We start from the raw sequence: 18,685 nt of genomic DNA, 5'->3' as shown, positions 1-18,685 counted from the left end.
CGTAGACCTCGCCCCGGCGTTCCGGAAAGACTCCCCCGGAACAAAACCGCACAAGCCTCACCCAACCGTGACCGGCGCCTGCGCTTCCTCACCCGACTCGCGTATGGTCACGCTCATCTACCCCCGGCGACCCGTGGTGCATCCGTGATCCGATTCGACAATGTCTCCAAGGTCTACCCCAAGCAGACCCACCCCGCACTCAGGGATGTGTCCCTGGAAGTGGAGAAGGGCGAGTTCGTCTTCCTCGTGGGTTCCTCCGGCTCCGGAAAGTCCACCTTCCTGCGGCTGATCCTCCGCGAGGAGCGGTGCAGTCACGGCCAGGTGCACGTCCTGGGCAAGGACCTCGCCCGTCTCTCCAACTGGAAGGTGCCGCAGATGCGCCGCCAGCTCGGGACGGTCTTCCAGGACTTCCGCCTGCTGCCCAACAAGACGGTCGCCGAGAACGTGGCCTTCGCCCAGGAGGTCATCGGCAAGTCCAAGGGCGAGATCCGCAAGTCGGTGCCGCAGGTGCTCGACCTCGTCGGGCTCGGCGGCAAGGAGGACCGCAGGCCGGGCGAACTCTCCGGTGGTGAGCAGCAGCGGGTGGCCATCGCGCGGGCCTTCGTCAACCGGCCCAAACTGCTGATCGCCGACGAGCCGACCGGCAACCTCGACCCGCAGACCTCCGTCGGCATCATGAAGCTGCTCGACCGGATCAACCGGACGGGCACCACCGTGGTGATGGCGACACACGACCAGAACATCGTGGACCAGATGCGCAAGCGCGTCATCGAGCTGGAGAAGGGCCGACTCGTCCGCGACCAGACCCGCGGCGTCTACGGCTACCAGCACTGAAACCGATGCACACGTTCCCGACGCTTCACGCGCTCCACGACGGAAAGGCATAACCCGACGCCATGCGCGCCCAGTTCGTACTGTCGGAGATCGGAGTCGGTCTCCGCCGCAATCTGACGATGACCTTCGCGGTCGTCGTCTCGGTCGCCCTGTCCCTGGCGCTCTTCGGTGGCTCGCTCCTCATGAGCGACCAGGTCACCACTATGAAGGGCTACTGGTACGACAAGGTCAACGTCTCGATCTTCCTCTGCAACAAGAGCGATGCCGAGTCCGACCCCCACTGTGCCAAGGGCGCGGTCACCGACGACCAGAAGAAGCAGATCCAGGCCGACCTCAGCAAGATGTCGGTGGTCGAGAAGGTCACCTACGAGTCGCAGGACGACGCGTACAAGCACTACAAGGAGCAGTTCGGCGACTCCCCGCTCGCCGACTCCCTCACGCCGGACCAGATGCAGGAGTCCTACCGGATCAAGCTGAAGGACCCGCAGAAGTACCAGGTGGTCGCGACGGCCTTCGACGGCCGTGACGGCGTCCAGTCCGTCCAGGACCAGAAGGGCATCCTGGACAACCTCTTCGGGCTGCTGAACGGCATGAACTGGGCGGCCCGCGCGGTCATGGCGATGATGCTGGTGGTCGCCCTGATGCTGATCGTCAACACGGTGCGCGTCTCCGCGTTCAGCCGTCGGCGCGAGACCGGCATCATGCGCCTGGTCGGCGCCTCCGGCTTCTACATCCAGGCCCCGTTCATCGCGGAGGCCGCGGTCGCCGGCCTGATCGGCGGCACGGTCGCCTGCGGATTCCTGGTGATCGCCCGCTACTTCATCATCGACCACGGCCTGGCCCTCTCCCAGAAGCTGAACCTGATCAACTTCATCGGCTGGGACGCGGTGCTGACCAAGCTCCCGCTCATCCTCGCAACAAGTCTCCTGATGCCCGCCCTTGCTGCGTTCTTCGCGCTGCGCAAGTACCTGAAGGTCTGACCGCTCCCCTCCTTGGGGGGAGGGGATTCCCGGCTCAGGCCGCCTCCTCCGAACAGCTGGGCGCAGTCGAGTCGCCGCAACTCTCACGAGTGAATGCTTGATCGTCCGGTGGACGCCGTATCCCCCGTGGGGCGGCGCCGCGTGACGGATGCCACGAGGACCGTGCGGACAACCTCCCGTACGGTCCTTCGGGTTGTCCTAGACTCACCGGCATGTCAGGCCGAGAGCTGTTCTGTCAGCCCCGCCGGGTTCGCCGGGGGGCGGCTCTGACGTTGGTGTTCGCAGGGTTGTTGGTGACCGGGGCGGCCACCGGGGCGTTTCCCGATCCGGGGCTGGCCGACCGGAAGACGTCGGGCGGAGCCGCTCGTTCGGCCGCCGGGCACGACGAAGTCGCCAGGGCGGCCGCCGAGGCGATGGCCGACGGCAAGTCGCCCATGGAGGCGGCCGAACGGGCCGTGAGCCGCAGCGGGGACCGGTGGGCCGCGGTCTACTCCGAGGGCGAGTACCAGGAGTTCGAGGAAGCGCTCGACGGCCAGTACACCGGTGTCGGGCTGTGGGCCCGGCGGGAGCGGGACGGCCGGATCGAGGTGACCAAGGTGCAGGCCGGGTCGCCGGCGGCCACCGCCGGCATCAGGAAGGGCGACCGGCTGCGCAGTGTCGACGGGGCGGACGTCGACGGGCGGCCCGTCACCGACGTCGTCTCGTTACTGCGCGGTGACGCCACCGACGCCCGCGCCGGCACGACTGTCACCCTCGGCCTCGAACGCGGCACGCACGCGTGGACCGAGACCCTGCGCCGCGCGCTGCTGTCCACCGACTCGGTGACCGTCCGCAAGCTGTCCACCGGTATCACCGTCATCAAGATCTCCGCCTTCACCAGGGGCTCCGGGGAACTCGTCCGCGACGCCGTACGGCAGGCCCCCGCCGACGGCGGGATCGTCCTCGACCTGCGGGGCAACTCCGGCGGCCTGGTCAGCGAGGCCGTCACCGCCGCCTCCGCCTTCCTCGACGGCGGCCTGGTCGCCACCTACGACGTCGACGGCGCCCAGCGCGCCCTGCACGCCGACGCCGGCGGCGACACCGCGAGACCCCTGGTCGCGCTCGTCGACGGCGGCACGATGAGCGCGGCCGAGATGCTCACCGGCGCCCTCCAGGACCGCGGCCGGGCGGTCGTCCTCGGCTCCCGCACCTTCGGCAAGGGCTCCATCCAGATGCCCACCCGGCTCCCCGACGGCTCGGTCGCCGAGCTCACCGTCGGCCACTACCGCACCCCCTCGGGCCACACGGTCGACGGCCGGGGCATCACCCCCGACCTGGAGGTGGGCTCCGGGGCGCTGGAGCGGGCGGAGACGGTCCTCAGCGGTCTGGGCGACCCGTCGTAGCCCGCCGTGGGTGCCCCTGCGGGACCCGCAGCTAATCCACTTCCCTCGCACCCCCTCCGTAGTGCGAAAATGGAGGGCACTATGGCCAAGGGAATGTACGTACCGAAAGAGTCCCAGCAGAAGCAGCAGGGGACGGCCGCCAAAGCCAGGGACGGCGAGAAGGGCGGCAAGCGCAAGATCGTCGCGCAGAACAAGAAGGCGCGGCACGACTACGCGATCATCGACACCTACGAGGCCGGCATCGTGCTGTCCGGCACCGAGGTGAAGTCGCTCCGCCAGGGCCGCACCTCGCTGACCGACGGCTTCGTGCAGATCGACGGGAACGAGGCGTGGCTGCACAACGCCCACATCCCCGAGTACAGCCAGGGCACCTGGACCAACCACTCGGTGCGCCGCAAGCGCAAGCTGCTGCTGCACCGGGAGGAGATCGACAAGCTGGAGGCCAAGTCCCAGGAGACGGGCCACACGATCGTGCCGCTCGCCATCTACTTCAAGGACGGCCGCGCCAAGGCGGAGATCGCGCTCGCCCGCGGCAAGAAGGAGTACGACAAGCGGCAGACCCTGCGCGAGCAGCAGGACCGGCGGGAGTCGGACCGGGCGATCGCGGCGGCGAAGCGGAAGCAGCGCGGCCAGTAGGGCGAAGCCGCCGGGAATACGGTGGCATCGACGTGCGTTGGTCACGTACGATGGCACCAACACCAGGGGAAGCCCGGGTGTGCGCATTGAAAAATCAACATGGGGATGATCGGTTTCGACAGCGGATGTTGAAACAGGGGAAGCGTGTCGAGGAAGCGGCAATGATCTCGTTAACCATATGTCGCAACCAATAATCGCCAATTCCAAGAGCGATTCCCGCGCCTTCGCCCTCGCTGCCTAATAAGCAGTGAGTGAAGGCCCTTAACGGGTGTCAGCCCGGGGGTGTTCCCGACCCGGACCCTGGCATAATCTAGGGGACTAAACCATCGAGCCCGGTCACGGGGTTCGATGGGAAATCAAACAGTGACTGGGCCCGTCGGCGACTTGTTCGCGTGATCGCCGGGGCCGAGAAAATCACAGCGAACTGCACACGGAGAAGCCCTGCTTTTGCACCGTTGGACGCGGGTTCGATTCCCGCCATCTCCACGATCAGGAGGTCCCCGGACCTCCACATCCCATGTGGGCGAAGGCCCCGACGCTTCCGAGCGGCGGGGCCTTCGTCATGCCGCCGGCGGAGTACGCGAGGCCGCCGGTCCCCGAGGCCGTCGGCGCCGACAGGACCGTGGCCGGCGACGGACACGTGATCGGAGTGAACCCCGGATGACCCACCAAGAACCGCGGGACCTGCTCGTGCAGGCCCGCGGCGAGCCGTCTCCGCTGTACGTGCCGCAGGACTCCGGGACTCACGAGGATCCCGCCGCCTTCACCCGCAACGTCCCGCTGGACGACGGCCGGCTGGCCCTTCCGGCAGAGCTGGCGGACGCGCTGAGCTCCTGGTCGCTGTCGCGCCCGCCGGAGGGCTTCACCTCCCGCCCGGAGCTGCGCAGGCACGTCGCGCGGGGTCTGGTGAACGCCCGGCGACTGGCCGTGCGGCTCGGGCCGTCGTGGCCGTTGCGCTTCTGGGACGAGCGCCACCGGACGGCGAAGTGGGTGTGCTGGAGCTGCGACCGCCTGCACTGGGAACGCGACAGCCACGGCGCACCCGCGTACCCGGTCGACCTCACGGTCGAGGGCGAGTTCCGGTTCGGCCCGCTGCGCGCCGAGGGATTCGGGGACTTCTTCCCCGACGATCCCGCCGCCGGGCTGGACCTGTCCGAAGAACTCGTAGCCGACCTGTACGCGTGGGCGGAGGCCATCGACACCACGCTGAACCTGGACCTGCGGGACCGGGAGGAAGGCAGGTACGACGACGCGTGGCAGCGGCTGTTCCACGACGGGAAGGAGCTGGCCGGACGCGTCGCCCACGAGGTCGGCCCCGCTCGGAGGGTGACCTACCGGGGCCTGGCCCACGGCGGCCTGTCCATGATGACGGCCCTCACCTGGCAGGGCGAAAGGAAGTTGTAGGCGATAGGGGGGCACGCACCCGGGTGCGGGCCTTACCTTGTCCCAGCACCGGTACGAGTCCGTGGTCCGGTGGCGTTCCCACTGCCCTCGCTGGCCGACTTCGTGAAGGACCCGTCCGCCCATGTTCCTGCTCCGTTTTCTCCCTCCGCTGCCCCGCGAGATATCCCTCGGCCTCGTCGGGCTCGTCTTCGGGCTGTTCCTGACCGTGCACGGTGTCCAGCAGGCCTACGCCGAGGCGACCGGCGTCCCCGGCACGGTCACCGTCTCCGACTGCACGCCCGCGACCGGCGGTTTGAGCGACCTGTGGCAGGACGGCTGGGCCTGCGAGGGCTCGTTCGCGGCCACCGACCACACCGTCGGCGTCAGCGCCGTCACCGTCGACGGGGTGGTCGACTCCCGTCCCGCCGACGGGACCCTGCCCGCCCTCGTCGACGGCCCCGGCGACCACACCGCCACCCGTGACGGCTCCGGCAGTTGGAAGATCCCGACCCTCACCGGCGTCGTCATCCTCGGCTTCACCGCGTGGCGGATACGTACCGTCAGGAACCTGCTGCGCGGACGCAGGCGCCGGGCCGTGCCGACCGCGGAGCCGTCGCTCTGACCGGGAAGGGGAGGCGGCGGCCATGACGGGACGTCAGGAACCGTATTACGTGGACTACTACGGGGACTTCGGGCTCAGCGGGCTGACCGAGGCGTTCGCCCTCTCGGCCACCCCGCGGGACACCGGCACGGCACTCGATCTCGTCACCGCGAAGCTCGATGCCTACGACCTCGACCGCCCGGTGTACACCGTCGACCACCTCAGCGCGGAACAGCGCAGCAGCTTCGGCTACGACACCAGCCACGACGAGTGGGGGTACGCCGACGATCTGCGCGAGGACGTGCGCGCTCTCGTCGCCTCACCGCTGACGGACGAAACGATCCGGACGGTGTGGCGAGCCGCCGCCGGAGGCCGGTGGGATCCGGCGGCGCACGGCATGAGCGCACGTGACTGGCTGCGGCGCGTCGACGAGACCTGCGCCGCCCGTCCGCCCCGGCAGGTCCCCGGGCGGCGCCCGGCGCCGTCCCCGATCTGGGACGCCCGGCCGCCGAAGCCCGACGAGGTGCGTGACGACGTCGTCGCGGAGATACGGTTCTGCCGCGAGCGGACGGCGGCTGCCCCGCCTTCCGCCGACACCATCGCGGCCCTCGAAGAGGTGGCCGCCCACGCCAGTCCCGAACTCGCGTTCCGGCTCCTCCTGCGGACCTTGAAGGTCCACTCCGTTCGGATCGACAAGGCGTGGTACGACCGGTTCCAGGCGCTCGCCGAGAGGTTCGAGCACCACTCCGCGCTCGTCGAGTCCGGTCTCGACATCGCGTGGCCGCCGATCGACACCGCCCGCCGCGACACCGTCTGGGACTTCGGGCTCTCCCACCTCGCGGGCAAGGCACACCAGGACTGGTCCGGAAGCCGGGAGGAGATCCGCGACGCGGCGGACGGCGACGACGTCGGGCAGACCCCGGGCTCCGCGGCCGCCGTCCTCCTGGAGGACACACTCCGCCTGCTGCGGTCCGCGCTGTCCGACGCCGCGGTCTGCGCGCTGTGGGTCGGAGCCTCGGGCACACCGGGGCGCGTCGAAGGCCGTGACTGGCTGCGGCTGATCGCGGACGTGTGCCGGGAGCGGCTGGCGGAGGCCGCCCCCGCGTACACACCCGTGGTGGCGCCCGCCCGTACGGAACTCGCCGGCACGGTGCTGCGGGAAGTACGGGAGACGGCGGCCGTCGTGGTGGACGAGGTCGCCAGTCCGCACTGGCGCCCCGTTCCCGCCGCGGACGTCATGGCCGCCCTGGAACACGTGGTCACCCGGATCGATCCCGATCTCGGCTTCCGACTGTTCCTCCGCGTCCTGAGCACGCTGGCCGTACCGCTCACCCGGGAGCAGTACGGCCGCTACGAGGCGATCGGCGAGCGCATCGGGTACGGCGAGTACCACGTCTCCGACGTGCAGTACCTGATCGACGCCGACTGATCGCTCCCGACCGCCTGCTTCACCGTGGCCGTCGGTGAACTCAGGTCCAGATGAAGAAGACCAGCAGGACGCCCAGGGTGGGCCGGCTCACCGGGACGACGATCCGGACCAGGATCTGCCACGTGTTCGCGCCGTCGATCCGGGCCGCCTCGACGATCTCGCCATGTTCACCGTTCGGCCGGCCGTGTTGACCACAAGGGCTGTGACGGCCGCCGCGGCCGGTGCGGCGAAGGCGGCCGTCGGCGAGACGTGTTCCGCCGCCCAGCCGCCCAGTGCGGAGCCTGCCGCGATGCCGGTCAGCAGGGCGGTCACGACCAGGCTCATCCCCTCGTTGAGACGCTCCTCGGGAGTGCGGTCCTGGACCAGGGTCATCGCGGTCACCATGGTCGGCGCGGTCGCCATGCCGGCCACGAGCAGGGCGGCCGCCAGCGCCCACAGGCTGTCGGCGGTGCGGGCCGCGAGGAGGGGGAGGAGCATCAGGGCCGCCATCGACAACAGGCAGACCGGCAGCCGCCGTTCGGCCGGTCCGGTCGGCCGGATCGCCCCGTACACCAGTCCCGCCGCGCAGGAGCCGGCCGCCTGGAGGGCGAGGACGGCACCGGCCGCCGCACGGTGGCCCTGGGCGTCGGCGTAGGCGATCGTGACCACCTCCATCGAGCCGAACACCGCGCCGGTCGCGACGAAGCAGGCGAGGAGGGAAGGGATGGGCAGGGGGCCCTTTCCGGTGCGGGTGGGCCGGGGCGGCGGCTCGGTGGACCGCTGGGCGGTGAACAGCAGCATGCCGGACAGCAGCAGGACCGCGCCGACCAGCGTGCCGGCCTCCGGGAAGAACGTGCCGGTCAGGAAGGAAGCCAGCACCGGGCCGAGCATGAAACACAGTTCGTCCGCGGCCTGTTCGAAGGAGTTCGCAGTGTGCAGGGCATCCGGGTCCGCGCGCAGCAGATGGGCCCAGCGGGCCCGGGACATGCCGCCGAGGTTGGGCGTGGTGGCGGTGGCCGCGTAGGCGGCGAACAGGGTCCAGTCCGGGGCGCCGAAGCGGACGCAGAGCAGCAGGGCGAGGCTGCCGAGCACCGCGGTGACGGTGGTGGGTACGGCGACCCGCGCCTGGCCGTACCGGTCGACCAGCCGTGCCACCCATGGCCCGGCCACCCCGGTCGCCGCGAGGCCGGTCGCGGTGACGGCACCGGCGAGGGCGTACGAACCACGGGCACCGGCGATCATGACGACCGCGCTGACACTGAACATGCCCATGGGCAGCCGGGCCAGCAGGTTCCCGGCGGTGAAGGCGCGGGCGCCCGGGAGGGCGAAGAGCCGGCGGTAGGGGCCGGGTGGGCGGCGGGGACGGTGGGAGAGGGCGGTGGTGCGGGAGCCGGAGCGGCCGCGAGTGCGGTGGTGGGTGCGGGGGCCGAAGTCGACGGCGACGAGGGCGTCGGCGGTGACGGTGTAGAGGGGGTGCGGAGGGTCCTGCGGGTGCGGCCTCGGAGGGGCCTGTGGGCGGGGCTTCGGGGCGGTCGGCTCGGTCGGATGCGGCATGTCCATCACCGTCGCCCAGGGCCGATCAAGGGGTCCAACACCTGCTCGGTGCCGATTCACGCACCCGTGTTGTAAGTTCGCGTGATGTCAGCGCCCGCCCACATCGATCCCCGGTTGCTGCGTGTCTTCGTGACCGTCGCCGAGGAGTTGCACTTCACTCGCGCCGCCACCCGGCTGTACGTCGCCCAGCAGGCCCTGAGCCGTGATGTACGGCGGCTGGAGCGGGAGCTGGGCGCCGAGCTGTTCCTCCGGACCACCCGGCAGGTCGCCCTGACCGCCGACGGTGCCCGGCTGCTGCCGTACGCCCGCCGGGTGCTGGCCGCCCAGGACGCGCTGCTCGCCGCGTTCGGGCAGGCCCGGCCGCTGCTGGTGGACCTCAACTCCCCGGGTCTGGAGACCGGCCGCCGGGTGCTGCACCGCGCCCGTGAACTCGCCCCCGACGGGGAGCTGATGGCCCGCTACGAGAGCGGGCTCACCGGAGCGGCGGCCGAACTCCTCGCCGGGCGGCTCGACGCGTCCTTCGGACGGTTCGCGGGACTGGATCCGGCGCTGCGCTCCGGGCTCGAACAACAGCCCGTACGGCTCGAACGAATGGCCGTAATCATTCCCTCGGATCACCGGCTGGCGGGACTGGCGGAGGTGCCGTTGGCCGCGCTGGCGGGCGAGACGGTGTACGCCGGCGCGGGGAACGAGCGCACGCTGGAATGGACTGACCTGGCGTTCTCTCTCTTCGAGGGGCGGGGTATCGCGGTCGCGCCGCCCCTGCCGCTGGCCGTCGGAGAGGAGGAGTTCGAGCGCATCATGGCCAAGAACCGGAATCCGATCCTCGGGGTAGTGGGATTTCCGGCCATACCTGGGACGGTCTCGCGGCCCCTGGTAGACCCCGTCCCCTTGTCGCCCGTGTCGCTCGTGTGGCGAAAGGGGCTGGTCCATCCGGGAGTGGACGCGCTGCGGCGGGCGGCCGCCGAGATCGGGCGGGCGGAGGGCTGGCTTCGGTGGCCGTCCGATGGATGGATTCCGGCCAGTGATCAAGATGTGATGGACGACCACAAATGACACATCGGGAACGTGGCCTCCCCTCGTGCGCTAGCTTCATGGCCCCGAGCGCGGAGAGCTAGAAGGGGGCGTTCGGAACCGGGTGGGGGCCCGGATCCGATGACGTGTGCTCGGGTTCGTCAGCGCGCCCGGAACACTCCCGTGGGGGGATGCGTGCGCGTGAAAAATTGGCGAGAAGAAACCCAACCGGAATTGCCCCAGGCGGCCCTGGATGCCCGGGATGTGCCACTGGCGGGCGGAGACGCACCGGAGGAGGCCGCCCGGGGAGCCGACGGCGCCGGGGTGACCGGGACGTCCGGGGTGCCCGGTACGACCGCGGCGACCGGGACGACCGAGGCGACCGGGATGACCGAGGTGCTGCGGGTCGGTGCGCTACGGGATCCGTGGGGCGTGATCCCGGGCGGCGGGGCTCGCGCGGTCCCGGCCGGCGCGGAGGGGCCGTTCGCTGCCGAGGACCCGGACTCCTTCCGGGGCCCGGGCTCCTTCCAGGGCCCGGGCTCCTTCCAGGGCCCGGACCGGGTGGCCGCCCCGGTCGACGTCGGTGCGGTACGGATACGGCCGACCGGTGCGGCGGAGCTCTCCGACGCTCCGGTCTTCGTCGACGAGTCGGGGCGCCGCAGTCGCCGGTTCCGCAGGATCGGGATGGCCGTCGGCCTCGCCTGCGCGGTCTACGCGGTCGTCATCGTCGTAACCCTGCTGTCCGGCAGTTCCGACGCGCCCTGGCTGCCGGTGCCCGGGCAGAACCACGACCGGCCGGCCGGCAAGGTCGACGACTCGCCGCAGCCCGCCCCGGGCGCCGGGTCCTCGGGGGACGGCGTCCCGGTGGCCGGTCCGGCCGTGAGCGGCGACGGCAGGACCCCGTCCGCCCGCGCCTCCTCCCGGGCGCCCGGGGCGGGGAAGAAGGGGGCCGGCCGGCCGAGCGCGTCGACGTCCGCGCAGCCGACGTCGTCCGCGGGGACGGCGGGCTCCTCGCCGAAGGCCGGGGCGTCGTCCGTGCCGCCCTCGCCGTCCGTCTCGGCGCCCACGTCGGCCACTCCGACCCCGCCCGCGTCGTCGGCGCCGCCCTCGCCCAGCGATTCGGCCGCGCCGACCGGCGGTCCGGTCGCGGAGGGCGCGGCCCCCCGGACCGGGACCGGCACCTCTCCCACCCCCGTCCTGTGATGGCGTCCCGCAGCCGTACCCGAACCGGCACCCGTACCCGCAGCAGTACCCGGACCGGCACCCGTACCCGTCGTCATGGAACCGCCCCCGCACCGCTCACCGAGGGCTCCCGGCGCCGCCGCCTGCCCATGCGCCTGACGCTGCCCGTGCTGGTGCTCGGCGCCGTGATGGCGATGCTGATGCTGCGCGGCTACGTCCACAGCGAGATCCTCGCCGACCACCGCGTCCGCCCCGAGGCCTCCTCCGAGAAGGTGCCGGAGAAGATCCTGGACGGCGGCCCGGTCATCGACACCCGGGGCGGCCGTACGACGTCACTGCGCATCCCCGACCACCACCTGGTCCTCACCTTCGACGACGGCCCCGACCCGACCTGGACCCCGAAGGTCCTGGACGTCCTGAAGAAGCACCACGCGCACGCCGTCTTCTTCGTCACCGGCACCATGACCTCCCGCTATCCGCAGCTGGTGCGGCGCATGGTGGCCGAGGGACACGAGGTCGGCGTGCACACCTTCAGCCACCCCGATCTGTCGTACCAGTCGAAGAAGCGCATCGACTGGGAGCTGTCCCAGACCCAGCTGGCGATCACCGGCGCGGCCGGCATCCGGACGTCCCTGTTCCGGCCGCCGTACTCCTCCTTCGCCGACGCCATGGACAACCGTTCCTGGCCGGTGACCCGGTACATCGGCAGCCGCGGCTACATCACGGTCGTCAACAACACGGACAGCGAGGACTGGCGCAAGCCGGGCGTCGCCGCCATCGTCCGCAACGCGACCCCGCACGACGGCAAGGGCGCGATCGTCCTCATGCACGACTCGGGCGGCGACCGCCACCAGACCGTCCAGGCACTGGACCGCTTCATTCCGCTGCTCCAGCACCGCGGCTACACCCTCGGCAACCTCACCGAGGCCCTGAACGCGCCGAGCGCCCACACCCCGGTCACCGGCGCCGACCTCTGGCAGGGCAGGGCGTGGATCTCCCTGGTCCAGGCGGCGGACGGCGTCACGAACGTGCTGGTGGCCGGCCTCGCGGTGGTCGGTGTGGCGGTGCTGGCCCGGTTCGCCCTGATGCTCTGGCTCTCCTTCGTACACACCCGCAGGGTCCGCCGCAGGGGATTCACGTGGGGCCGGCCGGTCACGGATCCGGTCTCCGTCCTGGTCCCCGCGTACAACGAGGCCAAGTGCATCGAGAACACGGTCCGTTCACTGACCGCGAGCGAGCACCCGATCGAGATCCTCGTCGTCGACGACGGTTCGACGGACGGCACGGCGGAGATCGTGACGGACCTGGACCTGCCCGGCGTCCGGGTGATCCGCCAGGTGAACGCGGGCAAGCCCGCCGCCCTCAACAGGGGCCTGGTCAACGCCCGCCACGACATCGTCGTGATGATGGACGGCGACACGGTCTTCGAACCGGCCACGGTACGGGAGCTGGTCCAGCCCTTCGGCGATCCGCGGGTCGGCGCCGTCGCCGGCAACGCGAAGGTCGGCAACCGGGACTCGCTGATCGGCGCCTGGCAGCACATCGAGTACGTGATGGGCTTCAACCTGGACCGCCGGATGTACGACGTACTGCGCTGCATGCCGACGATCCCGGGCGCGGTGGGCGCGTTCCGCCGTACCGCCCTGGAACGGGTCGGCGGCATGAGCGACGACACCCTCGCCGAGGACACCGACATCACGATGGCCATCCACCGGGACGGCTGGCGGGTGGTGTACGCCGAACGGGCACGGGCCTGGACCGAGGCCCCGGAGTCCGTCTCCCAGCTCTGGTCCCAGCGCTACCGCTGGTCGTACGGCACCATGCAGGCGATCTGGAAACACCGCGGGGCGCTCCTGGACCGTGGACCGTCGGGCCGCTTCGGCCGCGTCGGCCTCCCCCTGGTCTCGCTCTTCATGGTGGTGGCCCCCCTCCTGGCCCCCCTGATCGACGCGTTCCTCCTCTACGGCATCGTCTTCGGACCGACGCAGCGGACGATCGGCGCATGGCTGGGCGTACTGGCCGTGCAGGCGGTCTGCGCGGCCTACGCCTTTCGCCTGGACCGCGAACGCATGACCCATCTCGTCTCGCTCCCTCTCCAGCAGATCCTCTACCGCCAGCTGATGTACGTCGTGCTGCTCCAGTCCTGGATCACGGCCCTCACCGGCGGCCGGCTGCGCTGGCAGAAGCTGCGGCGCACGGGGGTGGTGGAGGCGCCGGGCGGCGGCGCCGACCAGGCGAAGGCGAAGGGGAGGCAGGCGGCATGACACAGGCAGAAGCGGCCCCCGTCCGAACGGGGAAGCCCGGAACCGGCGGCCGGGACCGCTACCTGGACCTGCTCCGCTCGCTGGCCCTGCTCCGCGTGGTGGTCTACCACCTGTTCGGCTGGCCCTGGCTGACCATCCTCTTCCCCTCCATGGGCGTGATGTTCGCGCTGGCCGGCTCGCTGATGGCACGCAGCCTGGGCCGCCCGGCGGCGAACGTGATCCGGGGCAGGCTCCGCCGACTCCTGCCGCCACTCTGGCTGTTCAGCGCGGTCCTGCTGACCATGATGCTGACGGCCGGCTGGCACCCGCTGAACGACCCCGACGTGGGCAGCGGTTGGGCCGGCTGGGGCAGGCTGATCGACTACTTCCTGCCGATCGGCGCCCCGCCGTACCCCGAACACCTGGGCTCAGCCTCGGGGTTGCTGGACGACACCTGGGCGGAACAGGCGGCGGGCCCGCTGTGGTACCTGCGCGCCTACCTCTGGTTCGTGCTCCTGTCCCCGCTCCTGCTGCGGGCGTTCCGCAGGGCGCCGCTGCCGACGGTGCTGGCGCCGCTGGCGCTGACGGCGGTGGTGGGCACGGGAGTGGTGTCCGTCCCCGGCGAAACCGGCGACGCGGTGACCGACTTCGCGGTGTACGGCGGCTGCTGGATCCTGGGCTTCGCCCACCACGAGGGCGCGCTGGCGCGGGTCCCGCGATACGCGGCGGTCTCGCTGTCCTGCCTGGTGATGGCGGTGGGCCTGTGGTGGGCGTCGGGCCACCCGGGCCCCGAGGGCTGGGACCTGAACGACATCCCGTTGGCGCAGGCCTGCTGGTCGTTCGGGGCCGTGGTGCTGTTGTTGCAGTACTCCCCGTCATGGCGGGAGCTGCCGGGCCGCCTGCGCCGCTGGGACAGACCGATCACCCTTGCCAACAACCGGGCGGTGACCATCTACCTCTGGCACAACGTGCTGATCATGGCAACGTTCCCGATCATCGACGAGGCGTACAACCTGCCCTTCATGGCCTCCGACCGGGCGGCGTCCCTGCTGGACTCGACGTACGGCTTCTGGACGTTCGTGCTGGTGTGGCCCCTGATCGCGGCGGCGGTGCTGGCCTTCGGGTGGGTGGAGGACGTGGCGGCGGCCCGGAGACCGCGGTGGTGGCCGGACGGGGGACGGCGGGGAAGACCTCGCCGTCGATCGTGAAGGGCGGTCAGGTCCCGAGCGTCCAGTAGGGCGAGTCCGTCGGAGGCGCGGGGCGGACGCGCAGGGCGGACATGTCGAAGCCCTCGTCGTCGTCCTCGTCACCGGTCGGCAGGCGTCCGGACTCGTTCGGGTAGTAGTACAGGCCGTACGACCAGTACTCCGGGAACTCGTGGCACATGAGATCGGGGTACGCAGAGATCTCCGAGTCGTGATACCGCTCGTTGATCCTGGCCACCGCTTCCGCCCGAGAAATACCGAACCGCGAGATCATCTCGTTCGCGATGTCGCGGAAGTACTCGACCATTCCCTCGTCGAGATCCATCAAGAATTCCGTTGTCATGGTGTCGGAGGTCCTACTCGTCGGAAAACGGAGCCAGTGAAGAGCTCGGCGGCCCTGTCACCGAAGATCGCGATCTGGTGCCCGTTCAGCACGGGGGGCTTCCCTTCCCTCAGGAATCCCTTGAGGTTACGCAGCATCGGCCCCTCAACCAGCTCGTAGTTGTGCATGGCGCCACCGTTGCGGTTATGCCGGATGAACTCGGCCACGTCGTCCCCCGGCCCGCTGAAGATCTTGCTCCGCAACCCCTCCAGCTGGGCCTTGGGTACCTTGAAGTGGATGACGGCCGGCACCCCGCCCCTGTCGTTCGCCAGCTTCTTCGCCCAGTCCAGGGCCTGCCGGGCATCGTTCGTGACGTAGAAGCCGCCCCTCCCGAAGTCCATCTTGCGGGCCGAGGCCGTCATGTCGATCCCGTTCGCCATGATGCTGTCCGCGTGCTGGCCGAGCGTCCCATGGTAGAGATCGACGAGACACGGAGCCTTGAGCCCCAGCGGGTCCTTCCACTGGAGCGGGTTCTTCACATAGGCGTGAGGGTTTGGGGCAGGGGTCCGCCCCAGCGGGTCAGGGCTGAGGTAACGGGCGGTGCCGGGCTCGTAGTAGCGGTGGTAGTTGTAGTGGAGCCCCGTCTCCGCGTCGACGTACTGCCCGGGAAAGCGCAGCGGGCAGTCGACCTGCGGGGCTGCCGTCGAGACGACGGGGACCCCCCAGAGCGTGGACGACTGCGTCCATACGACACCGCCCTCGGTGTCCACCATTTCCGTCGGGGTGCCCAGAAGATCCGTGACGATAACGTAGAAGCGCTCGTCGATCTCCTCCTGGGACGTCCCGGGGCCGAGCGGACGGGCCTCACGCACGCGCTGCCCCACCGGCGCCGGGCCACCGGCCCAGTCCCAGACCGTACTGACGGTCCCGGCGGCCTGCTCGGCGAGATCGTCCTCGTCCCAGTAGAACCGCGTCTCGTCGAGGACGGTCCCATCGGCGGCGAGCATCTGTTTCGCCACCCGCCTGCCGACGGGGTCGTAGACGTAGTGCCAGCGACGGCCGTCCGGTGTCAGTACGTCCGTGAGCTGGTCTACGGCGTTCCACGCGTAGTGCCACTCGCGCCTGCCGCCGGAGATGAGCCCGGTGACTCTGCGGACGACCCGGCCCTGATCGTCGTGGTGATAGCGGGTTCGGCCGGCACGCTCGATGAGGGTGCCCGAGTAGCTGCGATCGCCGGGCCCCGTCTCCTCGTCCCGGACGGCTGCCGATGTGGTGAAGGCGGTGAGGTTGCCGACCGCGTCGTATCGGTAGGTCTCCTCCCGGCCGACGCCGGCGTGCACCGCTGTCACCCTTCCGGAGCGGTCGAAGGTGAAGGTCCGCGGGCCATGGCGGGAGTCGTGGATCTCGGTGAGCGCGCCGTCGGCACGGTGCTGGAAGATCCGCTGCCGGGTGTCACCGGCTGCGGTCAGTATTCGCTGGGTGGTACGCAGCCCCTCGCTGTCCCAGTCCTGTGTCAAGCGGGCGGCCTCCCCCATCACCCGCTCGATCTCACGCCCCGCGACGTCGTACCGGAAGGTGAGATCGTGTTCCCCGATCCGCTGGACGACCTCTCGCCTCCCGAGCTGGTAGGCCCATCGGGTGACCGCGCCGCTCGGCGTCCTGCGCAGTACCCGGCGGCCCGCGGCGTCGTACTCGGAGCGGACCTCCCGGCCGTTCCACGACTCGGTGAGCAGACGGCCCGCCGCGTCGAGTTCCCGGCGCAGCTCGACTTCGGTGTTCCTGGCCCCGACGAGTCTGCCGCGCAGGTCGTACTCGTACGTGGTGGTGGCGCCGTCGGCATCCATGGCGACGACGTTTCCGAGGACGTCGTGGCGCAGACGCGTGATCTCACCCGCCCCATTGGTCCGTTGGACGAGCCGCCCCGCCGCGTCGTAGCCGTAGGTGAGAGTACGGCCGTTGAAGTCCGTCTCGGCGACCAGCCGGCCGACCCCGTCGTACTCGTAACTCCAGCTCATTCCGGCGCCGTTGGTCACGCTGCGGAGTCTGAGCTCGCTGTCGTACGCGAAGCGTTCGACGCTCCCGTCCTCGTCCTCCCGCAAGGTGCAGAGATCGAAGTGGGTGTTCTCGTACCTGGTGTGCCTGCCGTTCGAGGAGCGGTACTCCAGGGGGTTGCCCTCGGCGTCGTACGTCCACTGCTCGGTGCTCCCATTGGGGAGGTGGCGCCACGCGAGCTGCCCTTCCAGGGTCCAGCCCACTCGCGTGACCGCGCCGAAGCCGTCGGTGAGTTCGGTGATACGGCCGAAGGCGTCCCGAACGAGTCTCTCGGTCGCCCCCAGGACGTCGGTGACGCCGACGACCAGGCCCGCGGCATCGTTGACGAGCGTCTGCTGGCGCTCGCCGAGTGCGTCGACGATGCCGGTGAGGCCGCCTCGTTCGTCGAAGGTGAAGGCCGTCGTGGCACCCAGGGGGTCGATGACCGCCACCCGGTTGCCCCACTCGTCGTAGACCGACTGCCACACGCTGCCGTCGGGTTGCGTCACCTTGGTGACGTGGCCGTAGTCGTCGTACTCCAACGACACCACGGCGCCGTCCGGGCGCACGGTCCGAGTCAGGTTTCCAGCAGCGTCGTAACCGTGGCGCGTGGTGTGACCGAGCGGATCGGTCTGTGCCACGAGCCGACCGAGATCGTCCCAGTCGCGCAGGGTGCTGTGCCCCAACGGATCGGTCTCGCGCAGGGGACGGTGGTTCTCGTCGAACACGTAGGTGATCGAGTGACCCAGGGAGTCCGTGGCCATCGTGGTGCGGGTGTCGGTGTCGTAGTTGTAGTGGTAGGCGAGTACGCCGTCGTCACCGCCCGTGCGGACGCAGCGGTCTTCGTCGTCGTATGCGTAGCGGTACCAGTCGCCTGTTCTGCTCTGCCAGCCCGTGACGCGCAGCCGCTCGTCGTAGCTGTAGCGCTGAGGTACGGAAGAGGAGTCGACGACGTCCGTGAGACGGCCGTCCGCGTCGTATCCGTATCTCAGGAGTGTGGGCTCGCCGGGCGCGCTGAGGAGAGCCAGGGCCGTCACCCGGCCGCCCGCCGTGCTGATGCTGACGCGGTACCCCCCGTGATGGATCAGTTCCGACGGGGAGCCGTCCTCGGCGTGGTGCAGGGTGAGTGTGTTGCCGTGGCGGTCCTGCACACCGACCAAGGGGAGTTCATTCGCCGGGCCGCCCGGTAGGCGGCGGAACCGCAGCGTCGTGTCCGTCTCCGGCTGCCGCAGTGCGAAGCCCGCGTCGGGCAAACCGCCCTGCGTGAGTGGCCAGTGGGGGCCGAGTATCGGACCCGTCGTTTCGCCCGGCTCCGGGATCGCGTAGTACAGGACAGTGCCATCGGACGCGACGAACCGGATGCCGTCATCGTCGAAGATCAGCCGTTGATCAAGCGTCGAGGTCCAATTCGGTCCGAACCAGCCGCCGGCCTGAACTCCGGTGCGGTGGCTGCGCTCCACGACGACCGGCAGGACACCGGGCAGGGACAGGTCCGCGATCGACATGACCATCTGCCCGGTGGCCATGTCAATGGGGTCGCCGCAGGTGAAGAGACTCTTCATCTCCCGGCCCAGACCCTTGAGCCTTGGCCCCATCCCCTTCAGGGCCAAGGCCATGCCTTTCAGACCGCCCTTGCCCAAGGTCTTCAATCCCTTGGCGAGTTTGCCGAGGCTGGTGATGCCCTTGCCGCCGGGTATGCAGTCCAGGGCCGCGAACGCCACATCCCATAGCGAGGCTTGGCCTTTGGAGTATTTGTAGAGCGTGTCGGCGAGCACGACGAGGGCGGCGACGAGCACGATCGCGCCGAGGATCGGGCCGCCGATGATCATCGCGATGATGCCGACGACCGCGACGACGACCTTGCAGACCGTGACGATGGTGTCCCAGTTGTCCTCGAACCAGTGGCCGAC

Annotated in this window: 14 protein-coding genes and 1 other RNA gene; 12 read left to right on the top strand and 3 right to left on the bottom strand. The window is 70.2% G+C overall.

Going from position 1 to position 18,685, the window contains the following annotated elements:
* Positions 1 to 144: 144 nt before the first annotated feature.
* The 8 genes from ftsE to ACZ4N4_RS44595 all read left to right on the top strand — a co-directional run bounded on the left by ftsE (position 145) and on the right by ACZ4N4_RS44595 (position 7,245).
* Positions 145 to 834: a cell division ATP-binding protein FtsE gene (gene ftsE / locus ACZ4N4_RS44630; RefSeq protein ID WP_360489516.1), complete on the top strand. Its 690-nt coding sequence runs from the start codon at positions 145 to 147 to the stop codon at positions 832 to 834.
* Positions 835 to 896: 62 nt separating this feature from the next.
* Positions 897 to 1,814, top strand: a complete 918-nt coding sequence (ftsX, locus tag ACZ4N4_RS44625; protein WP_453571611.1) for a permease-like cell division protein FtsX — start codon at positions 897 to 899, stop codon at positions 1,812 to 1,814.
* A gap of 212 nt (positions 1,815 to 2,026) precedes the next feature.
* A complete protein-coding gene (locus tag ACZ4N4_RS44620) occupies positions 2,027 to 3,196 on the top strand; it encodes a S41 family peptidase (RefSeq protein WP_467600133.1) in 1,170 nt (389 codons plus the stop codon).
* Between the two features lie 93 nt (positions 3,197 to 3,289).
* A complete protein-coding gene (gene smpB / locus ACZ4N4_RS44615) occupies positions 3,290 to 3,832 on the top strand; it encodes an SsrA-binding protein SmpB (RefSeq protein ID WP_351701596.1) in 543 nt (180 codons plus the stop codon).
* A 101-nt stretch (positions 3,833 to 3,933) separates the two neighbouring features.
* Positions 3,934 to 4,321, top strand: a transfer-messenger RNA (tmRNA) gene (ssrA, locus tag ACZ4N4_RS44610).
* A 171-nt stretch (positions 4,322 to 4,492) separates the two neighbouring features.
* Positions 4,493 to 5,236: a hypothetical protein gene (locus tag ACZ4N4_RS44605; protein ID WP_467600130.1), complete on the top strand. Its 744-nt coding sequence runs from the start codon at positions 4,493 to 4,495 to the stop codon at positions 5,234 to 5,236.
* Positions 5,237 to 5,357: 121 nt separating this feature from the next.
* On the top strand, positions 5,358 to 5,837 hold the full coding sequence (locus tag ACZ4N4_RS44600; protein WP_467600127.1) for a hypothetical protein: 480 nt from the start codon (positions 5,358 to 5,360) through the stop codon (positions 5,835 to 5,837).
* A 22-nt stretch (positions 5,838 to 5,859) separates the two neighbouring features.
* Positions 5,860 to 7,245 (top strand): hypothetical protein, encoded by a 1,386-nt coding sequence (locus ACZ4N4_RS44595; RefSeq protein WP_467600124.1) that lies wholly within the window; start codon positions 5,860 to 5,862, stop codon positions 7,243 to 7,245.
* Positions 7,246 to 7,332: 87 nt separating this feature from the next.
* On the opposite strand, the gene ACZ4N4_RS44590 is transcribed toward ACZ4N4_RS44595, so the two are convergent.
* Positions 7,333 to 8,778, bottom strand: a complete 1,446-nt coding sequence (locus ACZ4N4_RS44590; RefSeq protein ID WP_467600121.1) for an MFS transporter — start codon at positions 8,776 to 8,778, stop codon at positions 7,333 to 7,335.
* A gap of 84 nt (positions 8,779 to 8,862) precedes the next feature.
* On the opposite strand from ACZ4N4_RS44590, the gene ACZ4N4_RS44585 reads away from it, so the two are divergent.
* From ACZ4N4_RS44585 to ACZ4N4_RS44570, 4 genes are all read left to right on the top strand, one after another.
* Positions 8,863 to 9,834, top strand: a complete 972-nt coding sequence (locus ACZ4N4_RS44585) for a LysR family transcriptional regulator (RefSeq protein ID WP_467600118.1) — start codon at positions 8,863 to 8,865, stop codon at positions 9,832 to 9,834.
* Between the two features lie 192 nt (positions 9,835 to 10,026).
* Positions 10,027 to 10,995, top strand: coding sequence for a hypothetical protein (locus ACZ4N4_RS44580; RefSeq protein WP_467600116.1), 969 nt, complete (start codon positions 10,027 to 10,029; stop codon positions 10,993 to 10,995).
* Positions 10,995 to 13,238: a polysaccharide deacetylase family protein gene (locus ACZ4N4_RS44575; RefSeq protein ID WP_467600113.1), complete on the top strand. Its 2,244-nt coding sequence runs from the start codon at positions 10,995 to 10,997 to the stop codon at positions 13,236 to 13,238. Before ACZ4N4_RS44580 ends, ACZ4N4_RS44575 begins: the two co-directional genes overlap by 1 nt.
* Positions 13,235 to 14,425: an acyltransferase family protein gene (locus tag ACZ4N4_RS44570; protein WP_467600110.1), complete on the top strand. Its 1,191-nt coding sequence runs from the start codon at positions 13,235 to 13,237 to the stop codon at positions 14,423 to 14,425. Before ACZ4N4_RS44575 ends, ACZ4N4_RS44570 begins: the two co-directional genes overlap by 4 nt.
* Positions 14,426 to 14,432: 7 nt before the next feature.
* On the opposite strand, the gene ACZ4N4_RS44565 is transcribed toward ACZ4N4_RS44570, so the two are convergent.
* Positions 14,433 to 14,765, bottom strand: a complete 333-nt coding sequence (locus tag ACZ4N4_RS44565; protein ID WP_453383686.1) for a hypothetical protein — start codon at positions 14,763 to 14,765, stop codon at positions 14,433 to 14,435.
* On the bottom strand, positions 14,762 to 18,685 hold a 3,924-nt coding region (locus ACZ4N4_RS44560; RefSeq protein WP_467600107.1), incomplete at its 5' end, for a DUF6531 domain-containing protein. The genes ACZ4N4_RS44560 and ACZ4N4_RS44565, both read right to left, overlap by 4 nt.

This window comes from Streptomyces sp. NPDC026538 (assembly GCF_055567535.1).
This window is presented reverse-complemented; position numbering and strand designations above follow the sequence as displayed.